20 protein-coding genes are annotated in these 19,800 nt (G+C 65.5%); 7 read left to right on the top strand and 13 right to left on the bottom strand.

The window, feature by feature from the left end:
* Positions 1-145: 145 nt before the first annotated feature.
* Complete coding sequence (locus tag ML401_RS19440) at positions 146-1,027, bottom strand: GyrI-like domain-containing protein (protein ID WP_259211266.1); 882 nt, start codon at positions 1,025-1,027, stop codon at positions 146-148.
* A 159-nt stretch (positions 1,028-1,186) separates the two neighbouring features.
* On the opposite strand from ML401_RS19440, the gene ML401_RS19435 reads away from it, so the two are divergent.
* Entirely contained in the window at positions 1,187-1,543 is a 357-nt protein-coding gene (locus tag ML401_RS19435; protein ID WP_285806600.1) for a hypothetical protein, read from the top strand.
* A 77-nt stretch (positions 1,544-1,620) separates the two neighbouring features.
* On the opposite strand, the gene ML401_RS19430 is transcribed toward ML401_RS19435, so the two are convergent.
* Positions 1,621-2,322 (bottom strand): Crp/Fnr family transcriptional regulator, encoded by a 702-nt coding sequence (locus ML401_RS19430; protein ID WP_194402459.1) that lies wholly within the window; start codon positions 2,320-2,322, stop codon positions 1,621-1,623.
* A gap of 16 nt (positions 2,323-2,338) precedes the next feature.
* Positions 2,339-2,578 carry a hypothetical protein gene (locus tag ML401_RS19425; RefSeq protein ID WP_211417366.1) on the bottom strand — a complete coding sequence of 80 codons (240 nt, stop codon included), beginning with the start codon at positions 2,576-2,578 and terminating at the stop codon, positions 2,339-2,341.
* 157 nt (positions 2,579-2,735) lie between these two features.
* Between ML401_RS19425 and ML401_RS19420 the strand changes: the two genes are divergently transcribed.
* Positions 2,736-3,473 (top strand): Crp/Fnr family transcriptional regulator, encoded by a 738-nt coding sequence (locus tag ML401_RS19420; protein ID WP_259211252.1) that lies wholly within the window; start codon positions 2,736-2,738, stop codon positions 3,471-3,473.
* 13 nt (positions 3,474-3,486) lie between these two features.
* Here the strand turns inward: ML401_RS19420 and ML401_RS19415 are convergent, their stop codons facing one another.
* From ML401_RS19415 to lptF, 9 genes are all read right to left on the bottom strand, one after another.
* Positions 3,487-4,203 carry a Crp/Fnr family transcriptional regulator gene (locus tag ML401_RS19415; protein ID WP_259211251.1) on the bottom strand — a complete coding sequence of 239 codons (717 nt, stop codon included), beginning with the start codon at positions 4,201-4,203 and terminating at the stop codon, positions 3,487-3,489.
* A gap of 340 nt (positions 4,204-4,543) precedes the next feature.
* Positions 4,544-4,780: a hypothetical protein gene (locus tag ML401_RS19410; RefSeq protein ID WP_211417363.1), complete on the bottom strand. Its 237-nt coding sequence runs from the start codon at positions 4,778-4,780 to the stop codon at positions 4,544-4,546.
* A 77-nt stretch (positions 4,781-4,857) separates the two neighbouring features.
* The gene (locus tag ML401_RS19405) at positions 4,858-5,916 is read right to left on the bottom strand and encodes an alcohol dehydrogenase (protein ID WP_211417362.1); all 1,059 of its coding nucleotides are present in this window, start codon (positions 5,914-5,916) and stop codon (positions 4,858-4,860) included.
* 24 nt (positions 5,917-5,940) lie between these two features.
* Positions 5,941-6,798, bottom strand: a complete 858-nt coding sequence (gene rsmA, locus ML401_RS19400) for a 16S rRNA (adenine(1518)-N(6)/adenine(1519)-N(6))-dimethyltransferase RsmA (RefSeq protein ID WP_212066112.1) — start codon at positions 6,796-6,798, stop codon at positions 5,941-5,943.
* Positions 6,795-7,835, bottom strand: a complete 1,041-nt coding sequence (gene pdxA, locus ML401_RS19395; protein WP_285806598.1) for a 4-hydroxythreonine-4-phosphate dehydrogenase PdxA — start codon at positions 7,833-7,835, stop codon at positions 6,795-6,797. Before pdxA ends, rsmA begins: the two co-directional genes overlap by 4 nt.
* Positions 7,835-8,773, bottom strand: coding sequence for a peptidylprolyl isomerase (locus tag ML401_RS19390; RefSeq protein ID WP_285806597.1), 939 nt, complete (start codon positions 8,771-8,773; stop codon positions 7,835-7,837). Before ML401_RS19390 ends, pdxA begins: the two co-directional genes overlap by 1 nt.
* A gap of 69 nt (positions 8,774-8,842) precedes the next feature.
* Positions 8,843-11,329, bottom strand: a complete 2,487-nt coding sequence (locus ML401_RS19385) for an LPS-assembly protein LptD (RefSeq protein WP_194402450.1) — start codon at positions 11,327-11,329, stop codon at positions 8,843-8,845.
* Positions 11,329-12,426, bottom strand: coding sequence for an LPS export ABC transporter permease LptG (lptG, locus tag ML401_RS19380; RefSeq protein WP_194402449.1), 1,098 nt, complete (start codon positions 12,424-12,426; stop codon positions 11,329-11,331). Before lptG ends, ML401_RS19385 begins: the two co-directional genes overlap by 1 nt.
* Positions 12,423-13,592 carry an LPS export ABC transporter permease LptF gene (lptF, locus tag ML401_RS19375; protein ID WP_194402448.1) on the bottom strand — a complete coding sequence of 390 codons (1,170 nt, stop codon included), beginning with the start codon at positions 13,590-13,592 and terminating at the stop codon, positions 12,423-12,425. Before lptF ends, lptG begins: the two co-directional genes overlap by 4 nt.
* 340 nt (positions 13,593-13,932) lie before the next feature.
* Between lptF and ML401_RS19370 the strand changes: the two genes are divergently transcribed.
* The 3 genes from ML401_RS19370 to ML401_RS19360 all read left to right on the top strand — a co-directional run bounded on the left by ML401_RS19370 (position 13,933) and on the right by ML401_RS19360 (position 16,621).
* Positions 13,933-15,432, top strand: coding sequence for a leucyl aminopeptidase (locus ML401_RS19370; RefSeq protein WP_285806596.1), 1,500 nt, complete (start codon positions 13,933-13,935; stop codon positions 15,430-15,432).
* A gap of 7 nt (positions 15,433-15,439) precedes the next feature.
* Positions 15,440-15,892 carry a DNA polymerase III subunit chi gene (locus ML401_RS19365; protein WP_285806595.1) on the top strand — a complete coding sequence of 151 codons (453 nt, stop codon included), beginning with the start codon at positions 15,440-15,442 and terminating at the stop codon, positions 15,890-15,892.
* Between the two features lie 243 nt (positions 15,893-16,135).
* On the top strand, positions 16,136-16,621 hold the full coding sequence (locus ML401_RS19360; protein ID WP_194402445.1) for a hypothetical protein: 486 nt from the start codon (positions 16,136-16,138) through the stop codon (positions 16,619-16,621).
* A gap of 70 nt (positions 16,622-16,691) precedes the next feature.
* Here the strand turns inward: ML401_RS19360 and ML401_RS19355 are convergent, their stop codons facing one another.
* Positions 16,692-17,612 (bottom strand): LysR family transcriptional regulator, encoded by a 921-nt coding sequence (locus tag ML401_RS19355; protein ID WP_285806594.1) that lies wholly within the window; start codon positions 17,610-17,612, stop codon positions 16,692-16,694.
* Positions 17,613-17,737: 125 nt separating this feature from the next.
* Here ML401_RS19355 and leuC point away from each other — a divergent pair, with 125 nt between their 5' ends.
* On the top strand, positions 17,738-19,162 hold the full coding sequence (gene leuC / locus ML401_RS19350) for a 3-isopropylmalate dehydratase large subunit (protein ID WP_285806593.1): 1,425 nt from the start codon (positions 17,738-17,740) through the stop codon (positions 19,160-19,162).
* On the top strand, positions 19,159-19,767 hold the full coding sequence (gene leuD, locus ML401_RS19345) for a 3-isopropylmalate dehydratase small subunit (protein WP_285806592.1): 609 nt from the start codon (positions 19,159-19,161) through the stop codon (positions 19,765-19,767). The genes leuC and leuD overlap by 4 nt, the downstream gene beginning before the upstream one ends.
* Positions 19,768-19,800: the final 33 nt, after the last annotated feature.

The raw sequence follows: 19,800 nt of genomic DNA, 5'->3' as shown, positions 1-19,800 counted from the left end.
CGAAAAGCGGAAGGGAGGCGGGGGTAACTCGCGCGCGTCTCCCGGACGCGCTGCGGCGCTCTTGCGCGGCTGCGCAGATCCGGGACCCCGGGCTCGCGTGCCTGCGCACGCATCCCGGAATGACGGTGGACGCGGGGACAGACGTTCATTTCAACGGCAGGAATAGATCCGCGGTCGCCTCGTGCTCGCCGACGTCGGGGGCGAAGCTCAGCCGCTGGCAGTAGATCGGGAAGTCGCGGGCTTCCTCGCCGCTGGCCGGCAGCCAGTCGCGATAGAGGTAGAGCGCGGCCGGCTCCAGATTGTCGGTGTGGCCGACGATGCGCAGCACCGCGCAGCGTCCGCCGGGGATCTCGCCGGCCTTGATCGCTGCGCCGTTCGTCTCGATCGGACGGTCGGTTCCGACACAGAGGTCCACGCTGTAGTCCCCAGGTGAGGCCGGCCGCCGCTCGGATCGCCAGACGTTGAAGGTCGGACTGTTGCGCGGGTGCAGGCCGGCGGCTTTGCGCCAGGTGATGAACCGCTGGATGGTGGCGGGAAGCGTCGCCGGGTCGCCCCGATGCTCCATGATCGCCACCGCAATCGTCGGCACGTCGCGGATCGTCACGTCGTCGCTGGTAAAGGTCTTCTGCATGAACTTGCTCCTCGCGTTGTCGAGAGGCCCGAAGGCCGCAAGCCACGGCTCCCAGTCGGGAGACTTCCGGAACGACGACGGCGATTGACCGAACCGTTGCCGAAAGGCGCGGGCGAAGGCGTCAGGTGCGTCGTAGCCGGCATCCATCGCGATATCAGTGACGCTTTCGGCCTCGCTATAGGCCAGCCGGTATGAAGCGCGCTTCATGCGGGCGAGCTGGATATAGCGATGCACGGAGAGCCCGAAGGTCGCCGTGAACTGCCGGTGGAAATGATATTTCGAATAGGCTGCGACGCTGCTCAGCGCATCCAGGTCCAGATCCTCGTCGAGGTGCCGGTCGATGTGATCCAGCACCCGCTGCATCCGGGCATGGTAGTTCTGAAGCGCCGCCGTCATCGTTCCGTTCTCCGTGGCAGCACCAGCTAAAGCGCACGCGGACGTCAATTGCTCGACCGATCTTGCGGTTTTGCCACGGGGCGCAGAACGCCGCCAAGATGCTTCAGCTTGGGAAACTTATGATCTCCGCCGCCGTTGAATTGTGGCTGAGGAGACGTCATGCCGATCAAGGATCAGGTGGAGAAATTTCGCCAGGAAGCTGGTGGAGCACCATCCCGATGCGGCAACCTTACATGGAGGATGCCCATGAAAGCGGTCATTGCCGCGGTCGCATTCGCAGCCATGTCATTTGCAGCCATGTCATTTGCAGGCACGTCATTTGCAGGCATGTCTGGCCCGGTCATGGCCCAGAATAAGGGTCCGGCTCCGCAGACCGGCATGGACAGGCCGGAAAATACCAACGGTGCCACGGAGAAAGGGACGATGGACACCACGGGCATGAATGCCAATCGGGCAAACCAGCCTGAAACGAAAGGCGTGTCCGGACAACGCAGGACAGGCGACAAGAAGAAATAGCCGATCCCGCGCGCCGCGCCGTCGCCAATCGCCGATCCAGAGGATGGTGCGCCGGACCTCGCATTCGTCCGCCGTGCTCAGGTCAGATAGTCCGGCGTGAAATCGGCGAGCTTGCGCAGCTCCTCGGGATGCAGCAGCTCGATCTCGCTGCCTTCCCAGGCGATCAATCCACGATGTCTCAGCTCCTGGATGGTGCGATTGACGTGGACGATCGAGAGTCCGCAGGCATCTGCGACGTGCCGCTGCGTCATCGGCATCTGGAAGCAGCCGTCCGTGACGAGGCCGACGACCTCCAGCCGTGCGGCGAGCTCGCAGATGAGGTGCGCGACCTTGGGCAAGGCCGCCTGCGCGCCGAGGCGCGCGATCCATTGCCGCGAGATCGCCGCATCGATCAGCGTCTCGCGCCAGAACGCGCGCGTCAAATGGCTCGAGCCGTCGAGAAGCTGCCTGAGCTGGCTGTGCGCGACTGTGCCGACGATGGTCGGTCCGAGGCCGACGAGGTCCGCATCCATTGGCGAGACCAGCAGGGTGTGCAGGCATGGCATGTCGCCGGGAACGTGGAACGCGAGGATCTGGCTGCGGTCGCCGACGATGCGGGCCTGATACAGGAAGCCGCTGACGACGAAGACGCAGCGCGAGACGGCCTCGCCCTGGCGTAGCACGATCTCGCCGTCGGCGACTTGCCGCAGCGTGGAGGGCAGGGCGGCGATCTGTCGGCGTTCGTCCTCTGACAGGACTTCGATGGCCTGCAGACGTGTGATGAGCGTTGGGTGCGGCATGAGCCTTGCGTGCTGCTCAGGCGTCGCGCGGGACCGACGCTTCGGCGAAGCGCCGCGAGAGTTTTGCAAGACTCCAGTCGGAGACCGGCGCCGAGCGGAACTCGCGGATGGCGCGAGCGAGCTCCTGATCCGACATCGGTCCCACCGGCTCCCTCAACGTGCCCTTGAAGAAAGCATCTTTGATGCAGTCGAAGTGCTCGCTGGTATCCGACGTGAACAGGTTGCGGATGCGCTGAAGAATCGTCGTAGGGCTCATGAAAGGACGGCTAAGTTCGCAGTCGAGGGTGATAGTTGAACGCGACGCGGATCGGTCGCAGATCGATTAGCAACCTGTGCTTCCGAGACGCGTTCTAGTCCGCTGAACCCAAGCCGGATGTATCATTTGATAGAACCGGCGTGATTTTTGGCGGACCATGGAAAAAGCCCACGACGTGTTGATCCGGAACCTGTGCGAGCACACCGCGCTCGCCGGGGAGGATCTCGCCCAGATTCGCGCGCTCACCTTCACGCTGCGCGATTTGGAGCCGAACGAAGATTTCATCCGTCAGGGCGACGAGCCCGAACATTCGGTGCTGGTCGTCTCGGGCATGGTCGCGCGCTACCATCTGCTCGCCGGCGGCGGGCGACAATATCTCGCATTCCACCTCACCGGCGACCTGCCGGACGCGCAGGGCCTGTTCATCGACCAGATGGACCACGGATTGAGCGCGCTCGGGCCGGCCTCGGTCGCCTTCATCCCGCATCGCGAATTGTTCACCGCGTTCCGGCAGCGGCCGAACTTTGGCTTGGCCGTCTGGCGCGAGACGCTGCTCGATGCCGCGATCTTTCGCGAGGCGATCACCAACAACAGCGCTCGGCCCATGCAGGCGCGCATGGCGCATCTGTTCTGCGAGCTGTTCTACCGCGCCCGCGCCGCACAGCTCGTTCGCGGCAATCGCTGCCCCTTGCCGATCAGCCTGGCGCAACTCGGCGAGACGCTGGGCATGGCGATCGCGACCGTGAACCGGACGCTCGGTGAGCTTCGGCGCAGCGGCGCCATGGACCTGCGCGAGGGCGAGCTGATCGTGCTGAAATGGCGCGACTTGCAGCGGCTCGGCGATTTCAGCCCGGTCTATCTGCACCAGAAGCGGCAGTCGCCGCCGCTAGCGTGAGACCGCCGGCGCGCTAGCCATCGGCGGGTGCCGCGCCCAGCACTTCGTCAAAATGCTTCTTGACCCAGTCGTTGCAGCGGCAGGCTCTGGCGTCGAGCGCCGCCGCGTCGAGGATCAGGATGGCGCCGCGGCGGGTGGCGAGGATGCGCCTCGCCTTGAACATCTGGATGACGCGGCTGGCATAGGAGCGGGAGACGCCCAGCATGCCGGCGAGCTGCTCGTGGGTGAGGGGAATCTCGGCCTGGCCGATACGTTCCTGCGCGGAGATGATCCACTTGGCGGCGCGCTGCTCGATCGAATGCGCAGCGTTGCAGGCCGCGGTTTGCAGCAACTGCGCGAACTGGCAGTCGGCATAGCGCGAAAACACCTCCTGCAGCGCCGCGGATCTCTGCTGCGCCTGCTCGAGCGCGCGCAGCGGCAGCCGGACGAGCGTGCCGCCCAGTTTCACGACGACGCGGGAATAGGCGAGTGACGGATTGCGGCCGGCGGCAATACCCACCGCACCCTCGCGTCCGATCAACAGGCTCTCGACCTCGCGATCATCCTCGACCGGAACGGCGAACGAGACAAGTGTGGGGCCGCAGGGGAAATGAACCGCCGCCACAGCGTCGCCGGCGTGATGCAGGATGTGGCTCGCCTCGACTTCGACCGGCTGGAGATAGGGTGCGAGAAGCTCGAAATCTCGTGGGGCAAGCTGCCGGAGCAGATCGTTCTGGGGCCGACCGGTCACAGTTTCTTCTCTTGTCTGGCCGGGAATCGGCGCCGCCCAGAACCCTACGTTTCCGTGGCGGAACCAACGGTTCCAAAGTGCACACAAGACCTCGCCGAGAGCTGAAAAGTTGAGGCGACAGCTTTCCGGAATTCCGGAAAGCTAGCGCGGCGGGATTGCAGGCGGCGCCCTCAGCGTCGATTGCCGCGAGGTCTGTTCAGGAGTGAACATAGCGGGCCCGCGGATTGGCGTACCGTAAAAGCGCCAGGCGCCGTACCCCGTGCGCCTTGCCCGACGGACCGCCGGCCGCAAACCGCCTGAATGCCGCCGGGCCGGCGGCCCAAGGGGCGGCGAGGATCTGTCAGCCGAAGCGCGCTTCGCGATCCCATGAGGATCGGCGTTTGGCCGCATGCGCGCGATAGGCGTCGATCGCCCGGTTGGCGAGCATCAGCTGCCGGCGTTCGCCGGTCCTGAGCTGGGCTTCGATGGCGTCGAGAATGACGTTCGCGCTCTCGTCGGGAGGGCCGAGCTCGCCGCTCTGCTCTAGGCAGCTCCAGGCGATGAAGAATGCGCTTTCGACCGTGCAACGAATGGACATGCGCTGCCAACGCGGCGGGGTCGAAGGCGTTCCGTGCGGCGGGCCCGACTTGCGCCAGGCCCGCAGCAAGCAATCGGTCAGTTCTTCAGCACGATGCGGCCGACGACCTTGCCGGCACGAAGCTCGTCGATCCATTTCTGGACGTCGCCCATCGGCTCCTCGCGCATCGGCGTCGGCTTGATCTTGCCGGCGCGCGCCAGCGCCATCAGCTCCTGGGCCTCGGCGAGCGTGCCGACCATGAAGCCCTCGATGGTCATGCGCTTGTAGACCCATTGCACCATCGGCAGCGTGAACTGGCCGCCCATCAGGCCGGAGACCACGATCTTGCCGCCGCGCGCGGCGACCGCGACCGCAAAGGCCATCGATTTCTCGTTGCCGGCGAAATCGACGATCTCGTCGAAGCCGCCTTCGGTCTCTTTCAGGATGCGCTTGATCACGTCAGGCTCGGACGGGTCGTAGGCGACCGCGGCACCGTTGTTCAGCGCGGTGTCGCGCGCGGCGGGCGAGAGGTCGGCGACCGTGATCGGCTGCTTGAACATCGCCTGCGCGAACGACAGGCCCATCATGCCGACGCCGCCGAGGCCGATCAGCAGGAGGTTGCGCTGGCGCGGACGATCGACCAGGCGCTTGAGCGCGCCATAGGCGGTGACGCCGGAGCACATCAGCGTCGCGGCCTGGTTGACGGGCAGGGGATCGTAGTCGAGCAGATATTTCGCGTCGGGCACCAGCACGTGGGTGGCAAATCCGCCATCGATGGACACGCCGAGGAAGCGCTGCTTCACGCAGAGGTTCTCATCGCCGTTGGCGCAATCGCGGCACTGGCCGCAGCCGATCCAGGGGAAGACGGCTTTCTTCGTGCCGACGAGATTGGCCGCGACGTCAGGGCCGACCTCGTCGACCACGCCGGCGATCTCGTGGCCCAGCGTGAAGGGCAGCGTCATGCCGCGCGTGGTGTCGAGCTTCTTGCCGCCGCCGAGATCGGCATAGCCGTCCTGGATGTGCAGGTCGGAATGGCAGAGGCCGCAGCGCTCGATGCGCACCAGCACCTCGCGCCCTTGCGGCTTCGGCGTGTCGACGATGGTCTCGCACAAGGGCGCGTCGAACTTGACCAGGGACTGCCTGCGCATCAACGCCATTTTCTTTCCTCCGGAATTTCTTCGTTACTCGGTTTCGCTGCGTATATCCGCCAATTCCCGGGCCATGGCAACAAAGCCCGATATCGGAATGGTCTCGGCGCGCCGCGTCGCATCGACGCCGGCGGCCGCAGCAAGCCGCGCGGGGTCCACGCCGAGCGACTTCAGGCTTTGGCGCAGCATCTTGCGGCGCTGGCCGAAGGCGCTGGCCGCGACCTGTTCGAGCAGCTTGCGATCGCACGGCAATGGTGCTGCGCGCGGCGTGAGGCGCACGACGGAGGAGGTGACCTTTGGCGGCGGCACGAAGGCGGATGGCGCAATGTCGAACAGGATCTTGGTCTCGCAGCGCCAGTTGGCGAGCACGCCGAGCCGGCCATAGGCCTCCTCGTCCTCGTGCGCCACGATGCGCTCGCCGACCTCGCGCTGGAACATCAGCACCATCATGTCGTACCAGGGTGGCCAGGGCTCGGTGGTGAGCCAGTTGATCAGGAGCTGGGTCGCGATGTTGTAGGGCAGATTGGCGACGATTTTCGCCCGCTCGCCATTGAGCAACGGGCGGGGATCGAAAGTCATGGCATCGCCATGCACGATCTCGAGCCTGTCAGGGTAGCGCGCGGAAATATCCTGCAAGGCAGGGATCGCGCGCTCGTCGTGCTCGATGGCGATGACGCGTTTGGCGCCGAGCGCGAGCAGTGCGCGCGTCAGCCCGCCCGGGCCGGGGCCGATCTCGACGATGGTGGAATCCTCGAGCGGCGCCGCGGCGCGCGCGATGCGCGCCGTCAAATTGAGATCGAGCAGGAAATTCTGGCCGAGCGATTTCCGCGCCGACAGCGCATGCCGGCGAATGACCTCGCGCAGCGGCGGGAGGTCGTCGATCGCGCTCATCTGATGTTCGCGGCCGCCATGCGGCTGGCGAGCCGGAGCGCCGCGATCAGGCTGGCCGGATTGGCCTTCGCCGTGCCGGCGATATCGAAGGCGGTGCCGTGGTCGGGCGAGGTGCGGACGAAAGGCAGCCCAAGCGTGACATTGACCGCGTTGTCGAAGGCGACGGTCTTGATCGGGATCAGCGCCTGGTCGTGATACATGCAGACGGCGCAGTCATAGGTGCTGCGCGCGGCCTCGTGGAACATGGTGTCGGCGGGCAGCGGGCCCCTGGTCTCGATGCCTTCGCCGCGCAGCGTCCTGAGCGCGGGGGCGATGACGGTCTGCTCCTCGTGGCCGAGCGAGCCGTCCTCGCCGGCATGCGGATTGAGGCCGGAGACCGCAATGCGCGGCCGCGCGATTCCGAAGCGGGATTTCAGCTCGGTTGCGACGATGCGCACGGTCGAGACGATCAGCTCGCTGCTGAGCTCTGCCAGCGCGTCGCGGATCGAGACGTGAATGGTCACGGGCACCACGGCGAGTTGCGGCGACCACAGCATCATCACCGGCTGCGGCACGCGCCCGTTCTCCGCGGCGAGCTCGGCGAGGAATTCGGTGTGGCCGGGATGTCGGAAGCCCGCGCGGTAGAGTACGCTCTTGGCGATCGGATTGGTGACGACCGCGCCGGCGCGGCCCTCGCGGACGTCCGCGACCGCCTGCCGGATCGAGGCGAGTGCGGCGGGCGCGCTTGATGCGTCGGGCTTGCCGGGCTCGGCGGTGGCGCGCTCGCCGGTGGCGACCACGGGCAGGGCATCGGTGAAGGCCGAAGCGGCCTCGCCGGGGCTCACCGCCGCGGTCCTGACGTCGGCCCCCAGCGAGGTGGCGAGCGCCCTGGCGCGGCGCGCGATCAGCGCCTCGTCACCGAGCAGATAGAAGGCGGGCAGGTTCAGCTCGCGGCGCCGCAGCCAGGCCGCGATCGTGATGTCGGGGCCGATGCCGGCGGGCTCGCCCAAGGTCAGCGCAAGAGGAAGGGGAAGCGGCTTTGCTGCGGAAGCGGCCATCAGCGATGGTTGCGATATTCGATCATCGCCGCCTTGCGGAGCTCGTCGAGATAGGCCTTCTGGGTCTTCTCGTACTTCTCCTGATACATCTTCTCGCGGACCTCGCGCTTCTTCGGCGTGTCGATCATGGTCGGCTTGCGCGAGCACAGCACCACCATCTCGATGCCGTTCTTGGTCAGCTCGGGCGCGGTGAGGTGGCCGATCGGCGTGTCATCGAGCACCTTGCGCAACGCCTCCGGCAGCTCCGCTGTGGTCTTGGTGACGCTGTCGCGGATGGTGGCGTTCGGTGTCGAGCGGAACAGCGAATTGGCTTCCTCGCAGCTTCCGACACGCGACCGATAGGTCTCGGCTTCCTTCTTCCGCGTCTCCAGGAACGCGGCGGACGAGCCGCGCGGCACGATCAGCACGATCGGCTGCATCTTGTATTCGGTGCCTTCGATCTGCAGCTTATCGCCGGTCTGGGCCTGAACGGCCTGGGCGACGTCGCGCTCGCCGACCAGCAGCTTCTCCTTGAAGCGGCCGCGCACGAGGCTGGTCCAGACCATCTCGGCCTTCATGCGGCCCTTCAGCGTTTCGGGGCGCACGCCTTTGGATTCGAGCGACTTGGTGAGCTGCTCCGGCGAGATGCGCATGCGCTGCGCCATGCCCTCGTAGGACTGGTTGACGTCGGAGACGCCGGGATCGACCCCGTACTTCCGCCCCTCCTTCATCTTCACCTTGTCGTCGATCAGCTCGTTGATGACCTCCTGCCGGCTCGGGGTCTTTTGTGTCGTCAGCTGGTCGAGCTTGGAGCGCTGCTCGATGTCGAAATCCGTGATCGGATCGCCGTTGACCATGACGACGATGTTCTGCGCGCGCGAGGCCGAGGGCAGTCCGGTCAGGATCAGCCCGGCGCTGACGGCAAGGAGGAGGCGGAAGACGGGCAATAGGGTCGTCATGATTGTCGCTCGCATGTCAGCCGCGTCGAGCCTGTGATGAGGGCAAGCGCGGCCGGCACTTCAAACCGTTCACTGGAGGCCGGAGGAACTGCTGGCCGTCGTCGAGGTCGCCAGCGTGCGCAGGCCGATCTGGAACATGAACGCATGGCTCAGCACGGGCGGCGTGGTGCCCGCTGAATAACTATACGAAGTTACATAGTTCGCCGCCAGCACGAAGCAATCGTCGACATAGCCCGCGCCGAGCACATATTGGTTGATCTTGTTGGCCTCGAGGTCCCACCGCGCCGAGCCCGACACAACCCAGTTGTTCGCGACCTTCAGCGATCCCGAGGTCAGGATACCCTCGCGGCGGGTCAGATAGCCGAGCTCCGGCTGCGCTGCGTAATTGCCGTACAGCACGCTCACCGACCAGCGATTGAAGTTGGCGCGGCCTTCCGCCTCGAAGCGCTGCACGTTCCAGGTCTGCTCATCCATGCGGGAGCGGACGCTGAACGTATAGGTGCTGTTGGGCGAGTAGCTGGCGCTCGCGACGTAATCGGAGCGCGGCTTGTCCAGGCCGGAATTGAGGCCGGTGTTGATGCTGTCCTGGACCGCGAAGGAATTCATGCCGAACAGCTGGTAGGACTGGCCGAACAGCACCTTGACCGCGCCGCCCCTGTCGAACTGCGTGGTGGACTGCACGCCGACATTGGCGCGGCCGCCGCCCTCGACGCGGTCGTAGCCGGAGAACTTGTCGACGCTGAACAGGTTCGAGGCGTCGAACACCATGCTCTGGGCGTCCTCGTTCGGCAGCTTGCCGGCATAGGTCTCGTTCGGCCGGATGATGATCTGCGCGATCGGCTCGAGCGTGGTCGATCCCCAGGGCTGGATGTTGATGAAGGGGTAGCGATATTCGAGACCCACGGTCGGCATCAGGCGGAACGCCTGGGTGTCGCCGACGGGAAGATAGTTCGACACGCCCGGCTGGTTGGAGACCGAGGAATTGATCGCGTCGGCGCGCAGGCTCGCGAACGGCGTCCAGATCTGGCCGAGCGGATCGGTGAAGGACTTGCGCCATTGCGCTTCCGCCGTGAGGCGGGTGTAGGTGCCGGGGAAGCCGCGCAGCAGGCACTGCGAGGGCAGGCGCGCCAGCGGATCGGCCGATGCCGTCGTGCACAGGCTGCTCGTGTTGGCGGTCGTCGTGATCGGATCGAACGCCGCCTGCTCGCGCGACAGGTTCACGAAATTGGTCTTGTAGCTGAACTCGCCGCCGAACACCGGATAGTTGAGCACGTTGGAATAGTCGATCACCGGATAGACGATCGGCACCTGGCTCTGATTGCCGGAATAGCTCAGCCAGTACATCGTGCGGGCGTCGAAGAAGCTGCGGTTGCCGACACCGGTCAGATAGAGCTGCGACAGCGCCTCCGTCGGCAGCAGCAGGAACGAGCCGAGCGGATCGCGGTACTGATAGAGGCGGTAGTCCGAGAAGAAATAGTAGTCGGACATCACGACGCCGTCCCAGCCCCAGACCCATTTGTCGTTCAGCGCGAACTGACCCTTGGTGTCGACGGCGCCGCGGAACTGGCGGTCGCCGGGCTGGCCGCTAAACGCGCCGGGATCGAGCTGGTCGATGCCATAGGCGCGGATCTGGTAGGCGCCGTCGATCAGGCGCTGGCGGAATTCGCCCTGCAGCAGCACGCCCTGCCGCGACAGGATGCGGGGGGTGATGGTCGCGTCCATGTCGGGCGCGATCGCCCAATAATAGGGAACCTCGACGCCGTAGCCCGTGTTGGACGTGCCGGCAATGTAGCCCGGCATCAGGAAGCCGCTCTTGCGCTTCACGGTCGGGTCGGGCGTCGAGAAATAGGGCATGTAGGCGAGGGGCACGCCGAAGAATTCGAGCTGTGCCGTCTCGAAATACAGCATCTTCTCCTGCTGGTCGTGGATGATGCGCGCACCCTTGACCTGCCACAGCGGCGGCTTCTTCGGATCGTCCTTACACGGCGCGCAGGCCGTGTAGACGCCGTTCTCGAACACCGTGTAGTTGCCGCTGGAGCGGTCGGCGCGGCTGGCGGCCATGCGGGTCTGGTCCGCCGTGTCCACGCGCAGCGAATCGACGAAACCGTCGCGGTAATCGTCCGAGAGATCCATGATCTCGGCATAGGTGATCTTGCCGTCGGCATCCGTCATGCGGATGTTGCCTTCGGCATGCAGCCGCTTGGTCTTCTGGTCGTAGATGACCCTGTCGGCCTCGACGCTGGTTCCGTTGTAGAACAGCTGGACGTTACCGACCGCGGAAACACGCGAATTGTTGTAGTCGTAGTCGACCTCGGTCGCCTGAACCAGCATCTGGTTGTCATTGGCGGCCTTCGCCGGCTTCGGACGCGGCGGCAGCGGATTGTAGGTGTATTGGGCCGAGGCCGGCGCCACGGCGGCAACGTCGATCAGCGCGCCGAGCGAGGCCGCGGTCGCGACAGCCATCACGATCCTGCGAAGAGACAAGCCGCACCCGTTCGCGCGCATCACCATGCGGCGCGTCAAACGAGACACGGGTCCTCGATGGACGGCAGTCACTAACCGTCCTCCTGGTACAACAAGGCCAAAAAGCCGGTGAGGCCGCCCACCACCACGGGCAACCACGCCGCAGCGATCGGATGCATCAACTCAGCCTTGCTCAAGTCTTCAGTCACTTTCGACAGAACGTAGAGCAGAAAGCCTGCGCCCACGCCACTCAAAACCATCTTTTGCACGCCGCCCATCCGGAAGAAGCGCAACGACACGGAGGCCGCGAGCATCACCATGGCGGCCAGCAAAAATGGCTGTGCCAGAAGCTTCTGATACTGGAGTCGGTATCCCGCTGTCGCGAAGCCCGAGCTTTCGGACGAGCGGATGTAGCTCGGTAGTTGCCAAAAGGACACAGTTTCCGGGGTGGAAAAGCTGTTGCGGACCTGCGCCTCGGTCAGCGTCGTCGGAATCTCGAGCGTGGCCTGGTCGATCGGCGGGGCGTCCAGCGAAAAGCGGCGGACGCCCTTGAACAGCCAGCGGCCGGCCTCGAGCGTCGCCTCGCGCGCCTCGACCCGCTCCTTGAAGTGCTGCTCGGGGTCGAACCGGAACAGCGTCAGCCCCGTGAGCCGGATGCCCTGCTGCTCGCTGCGCGCCGCATTGATGATGGTCTGGCCGTCGCTGGTCACCTGATTGAGCCAGAAGCCGGAGGCGTCCTGGATGCCGCCGCCGGGCGCCGAGCCGAACAGCTCGGCCTCCATGCGCTTGGAGGCTTCACGCAAATTGGCCGACATCGGATTGTAGGCGACCGTGGCGATCACGCCGATCAGCAGCGCACTGCCGAGCGCCGGCGAGATGAACTGCCATGCCGAGATACCGGCAGCGCGGGCGACCACGAGCTCCAATCGGCGGGAGAGGGCGAGATAGCAGGTCATGGCGCCGATCAGCATGCAGAACGGCGTCAGCTTCTCCAGAAGCTGCGGCACCCGGAACAGCGAGGTCTCGGCCACCATGAGCGCGGAGGCGGAGGCCAGTCCGGAGGTCTTGCGCACCATCTCGATATAGTCGACCAGCACCAGCAGCAGGAAAATGCTGGCGAACACGCCGAGCGCCGCGACCACGAAGCGGCCGGCGAAATAGCGCCCGAGTGTGTTGGTGAGCATGCTCATGCGGTGGCCGGACGTCCGAACAGCCGCGCGATGCGCGCATTCGACCTGTTGATGGCCTCCATCAGGCCGGGGGGCGGCTCGACCACGACGCCGCTGATGATCATCCACAGTCCGACGCCGATGGCGCCGAAGACCATCGCATATTGCACCAGCACCGGGCTCGACGACTTCACTGCCATCACCGAGCAGGCAAAGCCCGCCATGCGCAGGCCGAACACCGCGATGATCGACGAGCCGATCGAGAAGTTGCGGCTCTGGCGGGTGGTGCGCGGCGCGCCGAGGAAGGCGAAGGTCAGCACGGCAAAGGCAAACGGATAAATCGGAGCCAACAGGCTGTCATGCAGGGCCGAGCGGAATTGCCCGGGGATCTGCTTGTAGACGGGGTCGTCCTCGGACGGCGAGAACAGCTCCCACAGATAGCGCTCGCGGATGCCCAGGGTGACGTCGCGGCCCTGGTTGGAGAATTTCGACATGTCGAAGCCGTAGCGGCCGAAAGCCACCAGCGCCGGATCGCGCTTGCCGGCCTCGAAGCGCTGGAGATTGCCGGTCTCCAGCACCAGGAACGAGCCGGTCTCGTTCTTCACGACCTCGCCGCGTTCGGCGACGATCGAGACGCGCTCGTTCGGATCGCGGCGGTCGTCGATGAAGATGCCGGCCAGGATGCCGCCGGGCTGGCGCTCGCGAATCCGGATCGTGAGGTTCTTGTCGAGCTGGGCAAAGCGGCCGGGCTGCAGGATGTTGGTGAGCACGTCCGCGGTGATCTCGGCGTCCCACTGCTTGATTCGCCGCATGCCGTCGGGGGCCAGATAGGCCGCGATGAAGGCAACCAGCAGCGCCACCACGCAGGTGGCGTAGAAGAACGGATAGAACAGCCGGAACGGCGAGAAGCCGGCGGCATTCATCACGATGATCTCGGAATCGGTCGCGAGCTTGTTCAGCGTATGCGAGATCGCGATCATCAGCGCGATCGGCGAGATGATCAGGACCAGGGCCGGGATGACGAGGCTGGTGATGCCGAGGAAGGTGAGGATGGTCTGACCCTGGCTCGTCATCAGGTCGATGCCGCGCAACGCCTGCGTAATCCAGATCACGCCGGTGAGGCTGACCAGGACCAGCGCAAACGACGCCAGCGTCGTGCGGAAGATATACTTATCGATCGACCCCATGCGCTACCGCACGAATCCCACCAAGTCCCCAATGTCGGCCGAAATCCCGCCGGTCCAACCAATCCCCGAGCAGGGGATCCCCAAGGTTGGCCAGCGCCTCTTCCGCCAGCTTACTCTCTCACTACCATCCCTTTGATCCGTCAACAAAATGGCTGCCCCGTGGCACCCTCAATATATGGTTAATATTTCCCTCGTTGTGGCCTGCCGGCCACGGGGGTGCTTGGCATCTGCCGGGCCGCTGGCCCATAGTGCGCAAGGCTCACTGAATCGTCGTTCAGGTCCGTCGCCCCGCCAGGACCCGTGAACGGCAAAAAGACCAAGAATTTTGAAGGAGTTACCCATGTCCGATGCCATCAAGGTCGGCTTCGTCCCGCTGTCATCAGCCGCCCGTGGCATCCTGGTCGTGTTCTGCGACGACAATCTGAAGGTCGGCCCCGCGACGGCCAAGGCGCTGGGCGGCGCCGTCGACCTCGTGAAGCGCGCGGCCGCCGCTGCCGCCTTCAAGGGTAAAAGCGGGGCGGCGCTGGACGTCCTGGCGCCGGAAGGGGTGAAGGCCACTCGCCTGATCGTGATCGGCGCCGGCAAGGCGGCCGGCCTGAAGGCGAACGATTTCCTCAAATTCGGTGGTGTGGCGGCGAGCAAGCTTCCCGCAGGAAGCGCCGCCATGACCATCATGGCGGAACTGCCCGATGGTGCGATGGGAAGCGAGCAGGCGGTTGCGATCGCCTCGGGCCTGCGCCTGCGCGCCTACAAGTTTGACCGCTACAAGACCAAGAAGAAGGACGGCGAGGAGGGGGCCTCGCGCGCCGACATCTCGCTTGCGGTCGGCGATGCCGCTGCCGCGAAGAAGGCGTTTGTCGCGGCCGGCCACGTCGTCGACGGCGTGATCATCGCGCGCGACCTCGTCAACGAGCCGCCGAACGTGCTCTTCCCCGAAGAATTCGCGCGCCGCGCCAGTCAGCTCCGCAAGCTCGGCGTCAAGGTCGAGGTGCTCGACGTCAAGGCGATGCAGAAGCTCGGCATGGGCGCGCTGCTCGGCGTCGGCCAGGGCTCGGCGCGGCCGAGCCGCACCGTGATCATGCGCTGGGACGGCGGCAAGAAGGGCGAGGCGCCGGTCAGCTTCATCGGCAAGGGCGTTTGTTTCGACACCGGCGGCATCTCGATCAAGCCGGCCGGCAGCATGGAGGACATGAAGGGCGACATGGGGGGCGCAGCCTGCGTCGTCGGCCTGATGCACGCGCTGGCGGCGCGCAAAGCCAAAGCCAACGTGGTCGGCGCCATCGGCCTCGTCGAGAACATGCCCGACGGCAATGCGCAGCGGCCGGGCGATATCGTCACCTCGATGTCGGGCCAGACCATCGAGATCATCAACACCGACGCGGAGGGCCGCCTCGTGCTGGCCGACGTGCTCTGGTACGTCGCCAAGAAGGTGAAGCCGAAATTCATGGTGGATCTGGCGACGCTGACGGGCGCGATCGTGGTCGCGCTCGGCACCGAGCATGCCGGCATGTTCTCCAACAATGACGAGCTTGCCGAACGACTGCTGGCGGCCGGCACCGAGAGCGGGGAAAAGGTCTGGCGCATGCCGCTCGGTGCCGAATACGACAAGCTGATCGATTCCCAGTTCGCCGACATGAAGAACACCGGCGGCCGTCATGGCGGATCGATCACCGCGGCGCAGTTCCTGCAGCGCTTCGTCGACGGCACACCCTGGGCCCATCTCGACATCGCAGGCACCGCCATGGGCGCGCCGAAGACCGACATCAACCACAGCTGGGGCGCGGGCTACGGCGTCCGTCTGCTCGACCGCCTGGTCGCCGATCACTACGAGCGCAAGTGACCTCGCGATGACGGAAGTGCTGTTCTACCATCTGCAAAACATGACGGTGGAGAACGTCTTGCCGCCGCTTCTCGAGAAATCGCTCGAGCGCGGCTGGCGCGTCGTGGTGCAGTCGACCTCGGAGGAACGGGCCGACGCGCTCGACGCCCATTTATGGACCTATCGCGACGATTCCTTCCTGCCGCACGCGACATGGCGCGTGAACGATGCCGCCGATCAGCCGATCGTGCTGGCGATCGAGGAGGGCAATCCCAACGGCGCCCATGTCCGCTTCCTGGTCGACAATGCGGCCCTCCCGGAGGACGCGCAGGGCTATGCGCGCATGGTGCTGCTGTTCAACGGTGATGATCCGGATGCGCTGGCGCTCGCCCGCAGTGCCTGGATGGATTGCAAGGCGAAGGGATTTGATGTCACCTATTGGCAGGCCGACGAACGGGGCCGGTGGCAGCGTCGGAATTAGCGTCCTTGGCGATCATCCTTTGCAATCATCCTTGGCAATCATCCTTGGCAATCGTCCTTGGCAATCGTCCTTGGCAATCGTCCTTGGCAATTAATGATAATTTGGACTTTTCGGGCGATGCTGGCTTTTGTCACCTTCGTGCCGCAAAGTGATGTTGGGACAATCGCTTAGGGCTGGTCCTTCACGCGGGGAATTTGGTTTATCGTGCGACATCAAAAGCTTCCCAGGTCGCTCATAGTTGCGTTGGCCGCAATAGCACCGCTGGTCGCGGGCTGTTCGAGCGGGACCGACCTGTTGTCGAAAGACGCGGAATGGTTCCAGAAGCCGGGCCGCATCTTCATCAAGAACATCTCGATCGAGTCGCCGCCGCTGACCCCCGACAAGCCGGTCGGGGCTGAGGATCTCGTCAGTGCCGACGGGGCCTGTGCCGGCATGACGCCGCCGCCCGGGCCGGCCGATGCCAACGCATCGACGACGGCGCCGTCGCCGATGGGCGGCACGGTTGCGCTCGGCCACACCGAATGCGACGTGGTGCGCGGCATCGGCGCGCCCTCGAACGTCAACCTCTCCAACGATGCCGCCGGCCGCCGCGTCGCCGTCGTCACCTGGACCACCGGCCCGCGCGCGGGCATCTATACCTTCACAGCCGGCCGCCTGTCCTCGATCGAGGGCAATCCCGAGCCGCAGCCGGTGCCGAGGGCGGCCAAGCCGAAGAAGAAGCACGCGTAAGCGAATGCTCGTGCTTCCGATACCGCGCGAATAAACGCGGCCGTCTTCACGGTTCGCGCCGCTGTCATCCCTAAGTCCGCGCGCCGTTCTTCTCGATGTGACTCCAAAACGCCTCGGCGGCCTTGGCCAGCCGCAGCTTTGGCCGGAACACGTGGATCTCGATCAGCACGTGCCATTCTTCGCCGCCTGCTGCGACGATCTCGCCGGAGGCGAGCTGATCGCTGATCAGGCTTTCGGGCAGCCAAGCCATGCCGCGGCCGTTCTGCACCATCGTCACCAATAGCTTTGCAAGATGCGAGGTGAAGGTCGGGCGTAGATGGACATCCTGCCGCGATGTCGCGCGCACCGCTTCGAGGATTCGCCCCATGCCCGATTCGGGACGGAAGCTCAGGAATGGGACCGGCGCGGCTGCCGAGCCCGGCAGCTTGAAACGCGGCTTGCTGCTCCGGCCTGACAGCGGCATCGACGCAGGGATGAGCCTGTCGTTGCCGACGTGAAGCGAGCGGAAATGCGACGGCGTCAGCGCCGTGGCTGCCGCCGGATGGTAATGGCAGAGCAGGAAATGCGCATCGCCCGCCAGCAGGATCCGTTCGCAGGCCTCCATGTGGTTGGCGACGAGCTGCACGTTCGGCACGAACGACAGCTCGGTCTCGATGCCGCGCAGCCAATCCGGGAAGAAGGTCAGCGACAGCGCGTTGGTCGAGGCGAATTTCAGCACGTCGGACGTGCCGCGGGCCCGCTCCTGAGCATCGAGCCGGCCGGCGGCGAGCCGGCGCAGGACGTCCTCGGCGATGTCGCGAAACCCTTCGCCGGCCAGCGTGAGATTGACGCTGTGCGTGGTGCGCTCCAGCAGCGGTGCGCCGGTCCAGACCTCGAGCGCCTGGATTCTGCGGCTCAGCGCCGGCTGTGAGCAATTGCGTTGCTCGGCCGCCCGCGAAAAGCTGCGCGTGGTCGCAACCGCGATGAAATCGTGCAGCCAGTTGATCTCCATCGCAGCCTCCCGACATCCCTGCATTGCTTATGCATGATCTGCATAACGATATCAGAACACGACATTGGATTTCCAGTGCGGCGGACGGCACGGTCGGGACAAGAGTTTTTCCGGAGGACAGCGCGATGGCAGCGCGCACGCTGTACGACAAACTGGTCGACGCCCACGTCGTCCGCAATCTCGATGAGTCCGGGCTCGTGCTGCTTTACGTCGACCGCACCGTGCTCAACGAATACACCAGTCCGCAAGCCTTCGCGGGCTTGCGCGCGGCCGGACGCAAGGTCTGGAATCCCGGGGCGGCGTTGATGGTGGTCGACCACGTCAACCCGACGGCCGCCCGGCGCACCCACGCGATGCCGGACGGCGCGGCGGCGCGGCAGGTCGACTATTTTGCCGATAACGCCAGGGATTTCGGCATCGAATATTTCGACATCCTCGATCCCCGGCAGGGCATCGAGCATGTCGTCGCGCCGGAGCAGGGGCTGGTCATGCCCGGCATGGTGATCGCGGCGGGCGATAGTCACAGCACGGCCTATGGCGCGTTCGGTGCGCTCGGCTACGGCATCGGCACGTCCGACATCGAGCACTATCTCGCGACCTCCACAGTGCGCTACCGCCGGCTCAAGACGATGCGCATCGATCTGACCGGGAGGCTCTCGCTCGGCGTCACACCGAAGGACGTCGTCATGGAGGTGATCCGGCGGATCGGTGCCGACGGTGCGACCGGATATGCCGTGGAGTTCGGCGGTCCCGTCGTCTCCGACATGAGTGTCGAGGGCCGGATCGTGATGTCGATCATGATCGTCGAGGCGGGCGCGCGCGGTGTCGTGATCGCGCCGGACCAGAAGGTACTGGATTATCTGAAGGGCCGTCCGCGTTCGCCAAAGGGCGAGATGTGGGAGCGCGCCGCCCGGAGCTGGCTTGCATTGGCTTCGGATCCCGGCGCGCGGTTCGACCGCGAGATCGCGCTCGACGTGTCCGAGGTCGCGCCGTTGGTGACCTGGGGCACCAGCCCCGACCAGGCGATCGCCGTCACGGAGAGCATCCCCGACCCGGCAGGGCAGGCGGCGTCCGACCGCAAGGCGGCCGCGCTGCGCGCGCTGAGCTATATGGGCCTTGCGCCCGGACTGCCCATTCAATCCGTTCCGATCGACTTCGCCTTCATCGGCTCCTGCACCAATTCGCGGATCGAGGATCTGCGCGATGCCGCCGCAATCTTTCGCGGCCGCCGCGTCGCGGACGGCGTGCGGGCCATCGTGGTGCCGGGCTCGACCCAGGTCAGGGCGCAGGCCGAGGCCGAAGGCCTCGCCAGGGTGTTCACGGATGCTGGCGTCGAATGGCGGCAATCGGGCTGCTCGATGTGCCTTGCGATGAACGACGACGTGCTGAAGCCGGGCGAGCGCTGCGCGTCATCGACCAACCGCAATTTCGAAGGGCGGCAGGGCCCGGGCGCGCGCACGCACCTGATGAGCCCGGCGATGGTGGCGGCCGCTGCCGTCACCGGACGCATCACCGATGTGCGTTCGCTTCTGGAGGGATCACGCCAATGACGCCGTTCCATCAGGTCACGGGCATCGCGGCGCCGATGCTGGCGCCGAACGTCGACACCGACGTGATCATGCCGAAGATGTTCCTCAAGGGCGTAGACCGCAGTGGCCTCGGCGAGGGGACTTTCAACCTGCTGCGGTTCAGCGACGGCAAGCCCAATCCGGACTTCATCCTGAACCAGGACGGCTATCGCGACGCCAGCTTCCTCCTGGTGGGCCCGAATTTCGGCTGCGGCTCGAGCCGCGAGCACGCCGTCTGGGGACTCCAGCAACTCGGCATCCGCGCGCTGATCGGCACCACCTTCGCAGGAATCTTCAACGACAATTGCGCCAACAACGGCCTGCTGACGATCTCGCTTGATCCCGCTGTCGTCTCCGAGCTTGCCACCGTCGTGGCGGACGATGCGCGCAATGACCTCACCATCGATCTCGCCGCGCAGACGATCCGCTTCGACCGCGGCCACCGCGCCATCGCATTCGATATCGAGCCGGACAGGAAGGAGGCCTTCCTGACCGGCCGCGATTTCATCGCCTCCACGCTCGTCTTCGCCGACGACATCCGCGCCTTCGAGACGCGGCATCGCGCGGAGAATCCCTGGATTGCCTGAGACTGCACGCGCCGGGCGCGGCTCGACCCCGCG

Origin of the sequence: Bradyrhizobium sp. 62B, assembly GCF_030272265.2 — a bacterium.
In the GTDB taxonomy this organism is placed as follows: Bacteria; Pseudomonadota; Alphaproteobacteria; order Rhizobiales; family Xanthobacteraceae; genus Bradyrhizobium.
This window is presented reverse-complemented; position numbering and strand designations above follow the sequence as displayed.

Bases quoted from the DNA above. Each gene is read 5' to 3' on its own strand.
- ML401_RS19425 (WP_211417366.1), bottom strand. From the start codon at position 2,578: ATGAGCCCTACGACGATTCTTCAGCGCATCCGCAACCTGTTCACGTCG.
- rsmA (WP_212066112.1), bottom strand. From the start codon at position 6,798: ATGAGCGCGATCGACGACCTCCCGCCGCTGCGCGAGGTCATTCGCCGG.
- lptG (WP_194402449.1), bottom strand. From the start codon at position 12,426: ATGAGCATGCTCACCAACACACTCGGGCGCTATTTCGCCGGCCGCTTC.
- ML401_RS19430 (WP_194402459.1), bottom strand. From the start codon at position 2,322: ATGCCGCACCCAACGCTCATCACACGTCTGCAGGCCATCGAAGTCCTG.
- ML401_RS19435 (WP_285806600.1), top strand. From the start codon at position 1,187: ATGCCGATCAAGGATCAGGTGGAGAAATTTCGCCAGGAAGCTGGTGGA.
- ML401_RS19405 (WP_211417362.1), bottom strand. From the start codon at position 5,916: ATGGCGTTGATGCGCAGGCAGTCCCTGGTCAAGTTCGACGCGCCCTTG.
- ML401_RS19420 (WP_259211252.1), top strand. From the start codon at position 2,736: ATGGAAAAAGCCCACGACGTGTTGATCCGGAACCTGTGCGAGCACACC.
- leuC (WP_285806593.1), top strand. From the start codon at position 17,738: ATGGCAGCGCGCACGCTGTACGACAAACTGGTCGACGCCCACGTCGTC.
- leuD (WP_285806592.1), top strand. From the start codon at position 19,159: ATGACGCCGTTCCATCAGGTCACGGGCATCGCGGCGCCGATGCTGGCG.
- ML401_RS19370 (WP_285806596.1), top strand. From the start codon at position 13,933: ATGTCCGATGCCATCAAGGTCGGCTTCGTCCCGCTGTCATCAGCCGCC.
- ML401_RS19410 (WP_211417363.1), bottom strand. From the start codon at position 4,780: ATGTCCATTCGTTGCACGGTCGAAAGCGCATTCTTCATCGCCTGGAGC.
- ML401_RS19390 (WP_285806597.1), bottom strand. From the start codon at position 8,773: ATGACGACCCTATTGCCCGTCTTCCGCCTCCTCCTTGCCGTCAGCGCC.
- ML401_RS19440 (WP_259211266.1), bottom strand. From the start codon at position 1,027: ATGACGGCGGCGCTTCAGAACTACCATGCCCGGATGCAGCGGGTGCTG.
- pdxA (WP_285806598.1), bottom strand. From the start codon at position 7,835: ATGGCCGCTTCCGCAGCAAAGCCGCTTCCCCTTCCTCTTGCGCTGACC.
- lptF (WP_194402448.1), bottom strand. From the start codon at position 13,592: ATGGGGTCGATCGATAAGTATATCTTCCGCACGACGCTGGCGTCGTTT.
- ML401_RS19355 (WP_285806594.1), bottom strand. From the start codon at position 17,612: ATGGAGATCAACTGGCTGCACGATTTCATCGCGGTTGCGACCACGCGC.
- ML401_RS19365 (WP_285806595.1), top strand. From the start codon at position 15,440: ATGACGGAAGTGCTGTTCTACCATCTGCAAAACATGACGGTGGAGAAC.